This window comes from Pseudomonas sp. ACN8 (assembly GCF_002303925.1).
In the GTDB taxonomy this organism is placed as follows: Bacteria; Pseudomonadota; Gammaproteobacteria; order Pseudomonadales; family Pseudomonadaceae; genus Aquipseudomonas.
The window spans coordinates 12974-24915 of sequence record NZ_MRCS01000033.1 but is presented as its reverse complement, the minus strand read 5'-3'; the positions used below and the strand labels follow the sequence as shown (position 1 = coordinate 24915).

Here is an 11942-nt window from a genome sequence, read left to right as displayed (position 1 = left end):
CCCACACTGGATCTGTGAGCGCCACAAGTCCCCTGTGGGAGCGAGCCTGCTCGCGATGGCGGCCGCCAAGGCGCCCAATCACTCCCCGACAAACCACCGGTAATACGGATTCCCGGAATCCCAACGCATCACCTCGCGCATATCCCTGGCCCAGGCGTCACGGTCGCCGTCATAGGCATGCAGGCTCGCCCGGTAGAACTGCATCAGGCGTTGATGCTGGGTGTTCATGCGCTCGATGAACCCGGCGTCGGCGTTCAACACGGCTGGCGGCTGGTGCAAGTCGAGCAGGGCGGGCAACACGCGGCTGATCTCTTTCGACCGAACCCAGGGCGCGTATTCGATCCTGGGCTGATCGTCCGTCACCGGTTGCGCATCGCCAGCGAAGCGTTCGAGCCCTTCACGGTCAGTCACCCAGGTGGCGAGCAACGCCGCGGCCGAACCGACGCCGACATCCTGCAAGGTGCCGCGAACACTGTCTTGCTGGAAGCGTGCGTTGATCTTTGCCACATCCAGTTCAATCGGCTCCATCGAACCCACCAGCAGCATCTCGTGGAATTCGCTGGTCCACAGGGTCGCGTACGGGTACACGTCGAGGAAGCTGCGCACCAGTGAGCGCGAGTCGTCGATGTTCTGCGTCGGTAGCGGCAGCCATTGGGCGACCAGGCCTTGTTTGTGCAACCGGCTGGCGGCCAGTTGGTAGAAGTCCCGGGAATACAGGTTGACCACGCCGGCAGCGGAGGGCGGTGGCGGCTCGAGGGTGATCAGGTCGTAGCGCTGCGGATTGCGCAGCAGTTCCTGGCGACCGTCACGCAAGCGCACATCGACCCCCGGATCGGTCGCGGCATTGAAATTGCCCTTGAACAAGGGGGCCGCCTTGACCACCGAAGGCAGCAGTTCGGCGACCACGCGATGTTCCAGACCGGGGTAGCGGGTCAGGGCACCCGCGGTGATACCGGTACCGAACCCGATCACCAGTGCCGAACGCGGCTCACCGTTGTGAATCAACAGGGGCAACAGCGCCTGGATCCGCATGTAGCGCAGGGACGGCATGGCGTCGCCGGTATTGGACACGCCCTGAATGTACAAGCGCTGGAACGCTCTTTCGCCCTTGCCCTGGGTGACCACGGCGACGGTTCCGCCACGGCCTTCTTCGTAGAACGTCAGCGTGCCATTGCGCGCCCCCGGCAGCAGGCTGGCGAGTTTGTTGACCGGCGTGAACACGGCGAGTGCCAGCGACACCAGGCCGATGGCAACCACTGCCTGGCGTCGGCCCTTTTTCACGCCATGGCCCTTGCGTACGGCGAGGTAGGCGATACCGGCGGCGATCATCGCCAGCAGTCCAAGGGTTCGCACCAGACCGAGCATCGGGATCAGGACAAAGCCGCAGAGCATCACCCCGATGATCCCGCCAAGGGTATTGAACGCGACGACTTCGCCGACGTTGCGCCCCACCCGTTCGCCGCCGACACTCAAGCGCAGGGCCAAGGGGAACGCCGCACCGAGCAACAGGGTCGGTACAAACACGATGCTCAAGGCGGCCACCGCAAACCGCGTGCTCATGCCCGCCAGCTCACTGCCGCCCAATGACAATACCCAGGATTCGACCAGGGTCTGGGCGAGCACCAGCCAGCGTCCGAGCAACGCCACTTCCAGCAAGGCAATCGCTCCGGCTGCGGCAATCAGCAAACCGAACACCCCCCAGGGATCGCGCAGACGATCGACTCGACGGGCCAGCAGCATGCTGCCCAGGAACAACCCGGTGAGGTAAGTCGCCAGCACCACCGCAAAGGCGTAGGTGCGGGTGCTCATGAATTGCACGATCGATTGTGACCACACCACTTCGTAGCCCAGGGCCACGCCACCGGCAATGGAGTACAGCCACAGGGCCAGGCGGTCGGGGGTTTTTTCAGTGTGATGTTTCACCGGGGCATCGACGGTTGCCACGCGCCGGCGCTGAAACCACAAGGCTCCCGCGGCGGCCAGAAGGTTCAGCATGGCGGCGGCCAGTGCGCTGCCGCGCACGCCGAGGGTGGCGATCAGCACGAACGCGGCGAGCAGGGTGCCGGCAATGGCCCCGGCGGTGTTCGCCGCATACAGTTGCCCGCCGGCCTTGCCCAGGTGTTGTGGGTCAGTGGCCAGGGAGCGAACCAGCACCGGCAAGGTGCCACCCATCAACAGCGCGGGAATGCCCACCAGCGCGAACGGCAGCACCCAGGCCAGCAAACCTACGTGTGCTTCCAGCCAGGCAAAGGGGCTGGCCGCCAGACTCATGGCAAAGGTCGCGGCGACGCCGAGTACCGCCACCAGCACTTCCAGCCCGGCGTAGAGCACAACCGGTTGCTGCATCCGGTCCGCCCAGCGGCCGAACAGCAAGCCGCCCAGGGCCAGCCCGGCAAAGAACGCGCTGATCCCGGTGGTGATGGCATAGACCTCGACGCCCACCACCAGCGACAGCTGCTTGATCCACAGCACCTGGTACACCAGCGCGGCGGCGCCGGAGACAAACAGCAACAGGGCGGGGATCAACAGCGCCGGGGAGGCGACTTGAAGGGCAGGTATGGCCGACGACTTGCTGGCGACACGTGAGGTCATTGCGGATTGCCTTGTTCCAATTCGAAATAGCCTGTGACCGCACCGGCTCTTCGCGAGCAGGCTCGCTCCCACATTTGCAATGCTGTCCCTGTGGGAGCGAGCCTGCTCGCGAATGAAGTCGATGCGGTCCCGGATCGAAAATAAGTCCGCTCGCCAGTGAAGGCGAGCGGCGGTCCAGCGGTCTTACTGTGCAGCTTTCATTTTTTCAGCGATTTTGGCGTCTACCGCAGCACGGATCTGGTCGATGCTGAAGCTCGCCGGTTTCTGGCTAGGCGGGTATTCGATGAAGGTTTGCAGGAACGCCGCCGACTTGCCAACTGCTTGCGCAGTCAGGTAGACGTTCTTGGTTTGCCAATCGTAGTACTGGTCAGAAACAATGTCGGCTCGCTCATACGGGTCCATCCGCAGATTGAAGGTCTTCGGTACGCGCAAGCATACGAATGGTTCGCTCCAGACCTTGAAACCGCCCGGTGCGCGCTGTTCGCAGAACACGGCTTTCCAGTTGCCGAAGCGCATCGAAACCAGCACGCCGTCATCGTTGAAGTAGTAAAACTCCTTGCGCTCACCCTTTGGCGCCTGGCCAGTCAGGTAAGGCAGTTGGTTGTAGCCGTCCAGGTGCACCTTGAAGTTGGTGCCACCGGAAGTCGGCGCCCAGCCCTTGAGCAGCTTGTTTTTCACATCGGTTTCGCCCGCTGCGGCGAGCAGCGTGGGGAACCAGTCCATGCCCGAGAACATCTCGTTGGACACTTCACCGGCCTTGATCTTGCCCGGCCAGCGGACCATAGCCGGCACTCGGTAGGCACCTTCCCAGTTGGAGTTCTTCTCGTTACGGAACGGCGTGGTCGCCGCGTCCGGCCAGGAGAACTGGTTCGGGCCGTTGTCGGTGGTGTAGACGACGATGGTGTTGTCGGTGATTTTCAGGTCATCGAGGGTTTTCAGCAGTTTGCCGACGTCGCCGTCGTGCTCGAGCATGCCATCGGCGTAATCGTTGCCGGGCATGCCGCTCTGGCCCTTCATCGATTCACGCACGTGGGTGAACAAGTGCATGCGGGTGGTGTTCATCCAGACGAAGAACGGCTTGTCCGCCTTGGCCTGTTTCTCGATGAACGCTTGCGCGGCGGCGGTGGTTTCGTCATCGATGGTTTCCATGCGCTTGGTGTTCAGCGGGCCGGTGTCTTCGATCTTGCCATCGGCGAAGCTGTGAATCACGCCGCGCGGCGAGTAGGCCTTGACGAACTCGGGGTCGTCCTTGGGCCAGTACGGACGCTCGGGTTCTTCTTCGGCATTGAGGTGGTACAGGTTGCCGAAGAACTCGTCGAAACCGTGGTTGGTCGGCAGGTATTCATCCTTGTCGCCCAGGTGGTTCTTGCCGAACTGGCCGGTGGCGTAGCCCTGGGACTTGAGGGCCTGGGCGATGGTGATGTCACGCTTTTGCAAACCGACCGGTGCGCCAGGCACGCCAACTTTCGATAGCCCGGTACGCAGTGGCGTCTGCCCGGTGATGAAGGAAGACCGTCCTGCGGTGCAGCTGTTCTCCGCATAGTAGTCGGTGAACATCATGCCTTCTTTGGCGATGCGGTCGATGTTCGGGGTCTTGTAGCCGACCACGCCCATGGAATAGGCGCTGACGTTGGTCTGGCCGATATCGTCGCCGAAGATCACCAGGATGTTGGGTTTGTCAGCGGCATTCGCCGCCATTGCCATGACCGTTGTCGCCATCAGGGCGAGTTTCGGTATCCACTTACGTATGCGAGTCATCTGACTGGCTCCTTATGCTCACTTGCGTCGCGTACAGCGACAAACGTTTATTGCGGTCCTGCATGACGTCTTTTTATTGCGCTTGCTCGGGAGTGGCGGCATCGAACGGGTAGATCCGACGCCATTCGGAGGCCATGTCGACGACCGTCCAGCCGCGTTTGTTTGCTTCGTCCAGGGCCTTGTCCAGACGACCGATCTGCGACTGCCGGTCGTAAGCCCATTCACGTTTGGCGTCGGTGTGATGCACCAGGCCCATGAAGCGTTTGCCGGGACCGGCGGCGGTCCACTGGAGCATTTGCAGGTCGCCGTCGGAGTTGCCGAAGGCGAGGATTGGCCGGCGCCCGATCACCGCGTCGATGCTGACCGGTTTGCCCGGGCCATCGTCGTTGTGGGCCAGTTTCGGTGTGCGCAGGATCGACGCCTTGCCATCCTTGTAATCAAAGGTGGTCACGAAGGTCGTGCCGATCACCTGCTCGGGCGGAACGCCATAGACCTTCTCGGCGAAGGCGCGCATGAACCCGGTGTCGCCGCCGGAGACGATGTAGGTCTTGAAGTCCTTGCCGCGCAGGTAGTCGAGCATCTCCAGCATCGGCTGGAAGATCATCTCGGTATAGGGCTTGCCGGTTTTCGGGTGGCGGGCCTGGCTCAGCCAGGTCTTGGCGTAGTCATCGAAGGCTTCGGTGGTCATCCCGGTGTGGGTGGCACCGAAAATTTTCATCATGCCTTCAAGGCCACTGGCAGCCAGGGCCTTGTGATCGTTTTCCAGCACGGCCTGGAAGGGCTGGGTGGTTTTCCATTCCGGGTGCTGCGATGCGGTGCGCTTGACTTCCTCGAGGGCGAACAGCAACTCGAAGTACATCGGTTGCTCGCTCCACAGGGTGCCGTCGTTGTCGAACACGGCAATGCGGTCCTCGGGTCTGACGAAGTCCTTGCTGTTTTGATCGGTGACCGTCTGCACGAACTCGATGATCTGCTTTTTCGACGGCCCGTCGTTCCAGGAGGGCAGCGGCTCGGCCGCCTGCACCAGCAGCGGCAGGCTCAAGGCCAGGGTCAGCAGGAAACTGAATGCGCGATGATGGCGTTGAGATATCGAATTCGTCATGGCAAGTCCTTGTCGTGAACAGGATTGAGTGGATGCAGTGCGCAAGAGACTGATTCTCTGTTGCGTCCGGCCTGACTATGCAGCGTAGACAAGGATTCCCCGATTTGGCGAAGTGCCTGTTCTTTGTCCGGTTCGCGGCCATAACAGGTGCGCAGGAAGGTTTGCAGGCGCGGGCCGAGGCCGGTCAGTTTCAGGCCGTGGTGGCTGCGTCGGGTCCACAGGTACAGGGCGCTGAGTTGCGCCGGATTGCCTTCGATCTGCGCCGGGATCTGCCGCCACGCGTAGTCGGCGGACTCGAGCCAAGCGGTGTGCCGGGCGTGGCGTCGGGCTTGCCACTTGAGGTGCGCGCGGTGCACGAGCGGGCGACTGAACCAACCGAGTGCCACCACCGCCAAAACCAGTGCCAATAGTCCGAACCAGTGCCCGGAAAGGTGCAGGCGATTCTGCTGGCCGAGTTTTTTCAGGTCTTCGGCGATTGAAAATACCGGCTTGTAGGCGCCGTTTGCGGTCGCTTCGAAAGTCACGGCAGGCACCGTGGCCGTGCGGGTTTGCTGGCTGCTGGCATCCCACCATTTCAGTTCAACGGATGGCAGGCGGTAGTGGCCTTCGGTGTCGATTCGATAAGTCATGCTGTCGATGCGTTGGCCGCCATTGAAGTGGCCCCGACCGTCATCCAGATTGCGGATTTGCGGAGTTTTCGGGTAGCGACTCAGGCCCTTGATATCGTCCAGTGCCGGTGTCGGCAGTGACATGGCCAGTGCACCGTCGGCCTGCAAGGTCAGCTCCCGGGTGATGCTGTCGCCGACCTTGAGCGGCGTGGCCGAGTGGGTGGTCTTCTGGGTAAAACGCAGCCCTTGGGCCACCAGCACTGCCTCGCCGGGCTGGAACCCCGGTGGTTGCGCGGCGCTGAAATGCAAAGGCTGGCTTTGGGCGCTGAGTGCGTGGCTGGCCTGGCCCGGTGTGGCGTGTACCGTCAGTGCCGGAATGTCGAAGCCCTGGGCCTGGTTCGGGGTGATCAGGTAGCTGTAGCGCATGCCGCTGAAGGATTGGCCGTCGATGGTCTGGTTGATGTGCTCGGCATGGCCGTCCGGTGGCATCACCAAGGCGCCGGGCAGTTTCAGGTCGGGCAGGGTGGGGGCGCTGGTGAACCAGGCGTCGGTGAAGACATCGAGTTGCAATCTGACCAGGCTGCCGACCATGACGGGGGTGGCGGGTTGCAGGGTGGCCTGTACCTTCAACTGCGGGTCGGCAGCGAATGTGTTGAGGCTGACCAGGCCAATGAGCAGGGCGCCGAGTGTTGTGGTGATTGATCTGGCGCCTTCGCGAGCAGGCTCGCTCCTACATTTGATCCTGGCGCACCGCAAATCCTCTGTAGGAGCGAGCCTGCTCGCGATGGCAGCGACTCGGTCTTGAAGGCTGATCATGGTTTAGCCCCCGCCTGATCCTGCAGACTGAATTTCTGCTTGAGGAATTTCGCCGGCGATGTGGTGAGGTTCTGCAACCATTGCTCATCCGAGGCCGCTTGCTGGGTCTCCACCTTTTTGCTTTGGCCTTTACCCGGCGCCTTGTCCATCTTGATTTCGTCGGGTTTGACCTCTGGCGTGTTTTTCTCGGCGCTTTCAGTGTCCTTTTCCAAGGCTATGGCCAACGCCAGGTTGGCCGAAGCTTGCGGGAACTGCGGTTGCAATTTCAACGCCTGGGTATAGGACGCGATGGCCTGATCGAACTTGAACCGGCGCACGTAGATGTTGCCCAGGTAGAAATACGCCTGCGGTGTATCGAGCCGCGCGAAGCTGGCCAGTGCCAGGTCGAAATCGGCCGCGTTATAGGCGGCCACGCCTTTCCAGTACGGATCGACGAACAGCGCCGCCGCCTGAGGGTAGTGCTCATGTTCGAAAGCCCAGCGACCTTGCTGGTCGCGGGTGAAAAAGGCATCGGTCAGCGCGTTGGCCTGGGCCGGCGCCGGTTGCAGGCCCAGGCCCACCGCCAGCAGCAGTGCGGCCATCCAGTTCAGGCTCCAGCCCCTGCGTACGCTGAAAAAGGCGATCAGCAACAGCGGCCAGCACAGCCAGTAACCGGCGTCCTTCCAGTGCAGTTCGCGCTGTTCGTCACTGGCTGACTGGAAATGCTGCTCGGCGTGCAGTTCGATCCAGTCCAGATCGTCATCGTTGAGGGTCAGGCTGCCCAGCGGCGCATCCATCGCCGAGGCCAGCTGCTTGAGGGCGTCCTGATCGAAGCTGCCCATTTTCGGGCGACCGTTGCTGTCGGTGCGTGGCTGGCCGCTGGCATCGCGGATGATCCCGCCGTCGCTGCTGCCAGCCGCCAGTATCAGCACTTGCAGCGCACTGTTTGCCAGTTGCTTGTCCAGCCCGGCCAGTGCCGAGGTGTCGGCGCCATCGGTGATCAGCAGCAGGGTGCCGGGTGTTTTCTCGGCGGCGAGCAGGCGCTTGGCCTGATCGATGACCGCGCTGACATTTTTCCCCGGTTTGTTGATCAGGTCGGTGCTCAGGGCCTGAATGAACGTATCGAGCAGCGCCGGGTCGTCGGTGGCGGGCAATACCAGATGCGCGCTGCCGGCGTAGGCAATCAGGGCGTTGCGTGAACCGGCGCGGCGCTGGATCAAGTCATGGAGCTTGTGCTTGACCGCTTCCAGGCGACTGGGTGGAACATCGCCGGCGTCCATGGAGGGTGACAGGTCGATGGCGATGATCAGCGGCGCACGGTTTTCCAGAAAGTCCGGCCGGTCCTGCTCCCAGGTCGGCCCGGCGGCGGCGATGGCGCCCAGCACCAGCAGCGCACACACCAGATGTACCGGACGCAGGCGTTGCCGGTCCTGCGGGGTGATCAGCAGATGCGGCAGCAGGTGCGCGGCGATGTTGCTGCGCAAGCGCCGTTGCAGGTCCTGGTTGCGCCGCCACAGCAATGGCAGAAAAGCACCGAACACCGCGAGCAACAGCCACAGGGGGCGCAGGAAATGGAAGTCGCTGAGGTTGCTGTCCATGTCAGGCCTCCTGCCGTTGACGGGTGAGCATCAGCCGTGGAAGCAGCAGGGCGCCCAGGTGATAAAGCGCGAGCAGGGCGATGGACGCGCCCAGCGGCCACCAGAACAGATCGCGTTTGGGCTGGTGGCTGAGGGTTTTCACCTGATGCGGAGTCAGTTTGTCGAGGGTGCTGTAGACCTGATCCAGGGCATTGCGGTCTTCGGCGCGGAAGAAGCGTCCGCCCGTGGCTTGGGCAATGTCCTGCAAGCCTTGCAGGTTGACCTTGGCTTCGCCCTCGGCATTCGGCTCGCCGATGCCGATGGTGTGAATCACCACGCCTTTGGCCGCGGCCATGGCGGCCGCATGATCCGGGGTGATGGCGCTGCTGGTGTCGTTACCGTCGGTGAGCAGGATCAGCACTTTTTCCTGCTCGTGGGCCTTGTCCAGCAGTTTCAGGCTCAGGCCGATGGCGTCGCCGATGGCCGTGTTGGGGCCGGCCATGCCGATGCCGGTGTCGTCCAGCAGCAGAGACAGGCTGGCGTGGTCGAGGGTCAACGGCGCCTGCGGATAGGCACCTGTGCCGAACACGATCAGTCCGATTCGATCGTCTTTACGTTTGTCGATGAACCCGTGCACCACTTCCTTGACCGCGGCCAGGCGATCGATCTTTTGACCGTTGGCGTCGGTGAAATCGGTGGTTTCCATCGACTGGGAAATGTCGATGGCCAACATCAGGTCCCGCACCGGCTGCTGGCGTTCGATGGGTTTTTCCACCAACACCGGCCTGCTCGCCGCCACCAGCAACAGCGTCCAGACCAGCAGGTTCAGGAGCAATTGCCAGCGGTTGCCGCGGGTGCCGGCCTGGCTCGGGGCCTGGCCGACCGCACGGCTCATCGCCCCGAAAAACGGTACACGCACAGCGCTGCGCGCCTCGCGGTAATCGGGCAAGTAGCGATAGCCGAACCACGGCAGCGGCAGCAGGATCAGCAACCAGGGGTAATCAAGCTGCCACATGATGACGCTCCACCCAGGTTTTGCAGGTGCTGAATAGTTGTTGGCGCTGCTCGGTGGGCATGGCCCGCAATGTTGCGTCGGGGGCGTAGGCCAGCAGCGAGAGTTGTTGGCTCAGGTCGGCGGGTAGCGGCTGTTTACTGTGCCGCTGCAAAAATGCCTGCCAATCCTCTTTCCCCAATGCCGCAGGAGATCTCTGTGGGAGCGAGCCTGCTCGCGAATGCGTCGTATCAGACGCCATCGACGTTGAATGTAGGGCCCTCTTCGCGAGCAGGCTCGCTCCCACAGGTTTCGCGTTAGGCATAGAGATCGCGACCCGCTTGAGCAGTTCGGGAAGCTCGCGCAATGCGCTCAGGTCATTGCTGCGCTGTTGCAGTTCCTCCAGGCGCACCAACGCCTCGCGCCGATAGCGATCGCGCCGCCATTGGCAGTAGCGCCGTGCGCCTATTACTGCCAGCGTAACGATCAATAGCGCCAGCAACGCCCACCAACCCCAGGTTTGCGGTGCATAACTGACCGGCGCCGGCAGTGCCATTTCCTTGAGTTGGTCGATGCTCGGGATAGAGGGGTTCATCGGCGCCCTCCGGCAAACTTGCCGAGTTCGGCGCGCAGTTGTTCGTGGGCTTCTGTCGCCGTGCTGAACATCATCAACGGCACCTGGCTGCGGCGCAGCAGGGTAGCGACGTCCTTGAGGCGTCCGCTGAGGAAATCCCCGAGCGGCTGATGCACTTGCTGCCGATCCACCGCCAGTTCCACCTGCAATTGCCCTTGGGTGATCAGCAAACGACCGTTTTTCGGCAGGTTCAGCGCCAGCGGGTCGTACACCTGCATGGCAATCACATCGTTGTGGGCCGCCAGTTGTCGCATCAGTTGCAAGGTGCGTTCGCCGGCCCCGGCGAAGTCGCTGACGATGCAGATCAGGTGATCGTGACCGGCCACCGCCAGGCAATGCTGCAGGACCTTGTCGAGCTGGTCTTCGCCTTCGGCGTCCGGATTGGCCGCATTGAGTGCCTGGTTCTGCCGGGCGATGCGGCTGCACAGCGCTTCGATCCGTTTTCGACTGCGCAGCGGGGCGATGCTGTCGATGCGTTGATCGTTGAATACCAGTCCACCGACGCGGTCGCCGGCGTTGAACACCATCCACGCCGCCAGGGCGCCGAGTTCTGCGGCGACGGCGGATTTGAAGCTGCGTTGCGAGCCAAAGAACATCGACATGCGCTGGTCTACGAGGATCAGCGCCGGGCGGTCGCGCTCTTCGGTGAATGTCCGTACCACCGGTTTGCCGGTGCGCAGGGACGCGCGCCAGTCGAGATGACGCAAATCGTCTCCCGGCTGATAGCGGCGCAGTTCATCGAAGTTCAGGCCCCGGCCACGCAAACGCGAGGCGTGGTTGCCGGCCAGGATGCTGCCCTGGGGCTGACGCGCCAGAAAACTCAGGTCACGGGCCTTGAACTCCAGGGCCATCAATTGCGCCAGAGAGACATACACCAGCCCGTCCGCGCTGTTCATGGACATCAGGCCGGAATCGCCACTTTATCGAGCAGACGGTCGAGCACCTGATCGGCGCTCACGCCATCGGCCACCGCGTCGTAGCTCAGTTGCAGGCGATGGCGCAGCACCGGGTGCAGCACGGCGCGGACGTTGTCCGGAGAAACGAAATCCTGGCCCTGCAACCAGGCGTCGGCCCGGGCACAACGGTCCAGGCCGATGCCGCCGCGCGGACTGGCGCCGATGCTGATCCAGCGCCCGAGGTCGGCGTCGTAATCGGTCGGGTGGCGAGTGGCGTTGATCAGGTCGATCAGGTAGCGGTCGATGGCCGGGGAGACGTGCACGGCGCTGACTTCACGGCGCGCGGCGAACACCACGTCCTGAGACAACGAGAAGCCCTGCACGGCGGCAGTTTTGGCGCCGAGGGCCTGTTCTTCTTCGCGCAGCAGGCGCAGCACCTGGCTTTCGTTTTCCGCGCTCGGATAATCGAGTAGCACCTTCATCAGGAAGCGGTCCATCTGCGCTTCCGGCAGCGGATACGTGCCTTCCTGTTCGATCGGGTTCTGGGTGGCGACCACGATGAACAGGTCCGGCAGCGCATGGCTGTTGCCGGCCACGGTGATCTGGCGTTCTTCCATGGCTTCGAGCAACGCCGCCTGGACCTTGGCCGGCGCACGGTTGATTTCGTCGGCGAGGATCAGGTTGCCGAACAGGGGGCCTGGCTGGAAGCGGATTTCGTTCTTGCCTTCGACCTGATGCAGCACCTCGGCACCGGTGATGTCCGACGGCAGCAAGTCCGGGGTGAACTGGATGCGGCTCATCTTCGCGTCCAGGTGTCTGGCCAGTGACTTGACCGTGCGGGTCTTGGCCAGGCCGGGCAGGCTTTCTAGGAGCAAATGCCCGTTGGCCAGCAAGCCGACGAGCATCTGCCGGATCACCTGGTCCTGGCCGAGCACCGCTTCGGCGATGCTCGCTTGCAGGGCGTTGAGGTCGTTGAGTGCGCTCATGGG

9 protein-coding genes are annotated in these 11942 nt (G+C 62.8%); all 9 read right to left on the bottom strand.

What is annotated here, in order from left to right:
- Positions 1-78: 78 nt before the first annotated feature.
- The gene (locus BSF44_RS18775; RefSeq protein WP_095944784.1) at positions 79-2592 is read right to left on the bottom strand and encodes a fused MFS/spermidine synthase; all 2514 of its coding nucleotides are present in this window, start codon (positions 2590-2592) and stop codon (positions 79-81) included.
- A 183-nt stretch (positions 2593-2775) separates the two neighbouring features.
- Positions 2776-4350: an arylsulfatase gene (locus BSF44_RS18770; protein ID WP_095944783.1), complete on the bottom strand. Its 1575-nt coding sequence runs from the start codon at positions 4348-4350 to the stop codon at positions 2776-2778.
- A 73-nt stretch (positions 4351-4423) separates the two neighbouring features.
- The gene (locus tag BSF44_RS18765; RefSeq protein ID WP_095944782.1) at positions 4424-5452 is read right to left on the bottom strand and encodes an HAD family phosphatase; all 1029 of its coding nucleotides are present in this window, start codon (positions 5450-5452) and stop codon (positions 4424-4426) included.
- Complete coding sequence (locus BSF44_RS18760; RefSeq protein WP_095944781.1) at positions 5449-6876, bottom strand: BatD family protein; 1428 nt, start codon at positions 6874-6876, stop codon at positions 5449-5451. The genes BSF44_RS18765 and BSF44_RS18760 overlap by 4 nt, the downstream gene beginning before the upstream one ends.
- The gene (locus BSF44_RS18755; protein ID WP_095944780.1) at positions 6873-8453 is read right to left on the bottom strand and encodes a VWA domain-containing protein; all 1581 of its coding nucleotides are present in this window, start codon (positions 8451-8453) and stop codon (positions 6873-6875) included. The genes BSF44_RS18760 and BSF44_RS18755 overlap by 4 nt, the downstream gene beginning before the upstream one ends.
- 1 nt (position 8454) lies before the next feature.
- Positions 8455-9447 (bottom strand): VWA domain-containing protein, encoded by a 993-nt coding sequence (locus BSF44_RS18750; RefSeq protein WP_095944779.1) that lies wholly within the window; start codon positions 9445-9447, stop codon positions 8455-8457.
- Entirely contained in the window at positions 9434-10018 is a 585-nt protein-coding gene (locus BSF44_RS18745) for a DUF4381 domain-containing protein (RefSeq protein WP_095944778.1), read from the bottom strand. The genes BSF44_RS18750 and BSF44_RS18745 overlap by 14 nt, the downstream gene beginning before the upstream one ends.
- A complete protein-coding gene (locus tag BSF44_RS18740; protein WP_371918282.1) occupies positions 10015-10959 on the bottom strand; it encodes a DUF58 domain-containing protein in 945 nt (314 codons plus the stop codon). Before BSF44_RS18740 ends, BSF44_RS18745 begins: the two co-directional genes overlap by 4 nt.
- On the bottom strand, positions 10959-11939 hold the full coding sequence (locus BSF44_RS18735) for a MoxR family ATPase (RefSeq protein WP_095944777.1): 981 nt from the start codon (positions 11937-11939) through the stop codon (positions 10959-10961). The genes BSF44_RS18740 and BSF44_RS18735 overlap by 1 nt, the downstream gene beginning before the upstream one ends.
- Positions 11940-11942 lie beyond the last annotated feature (3 nt).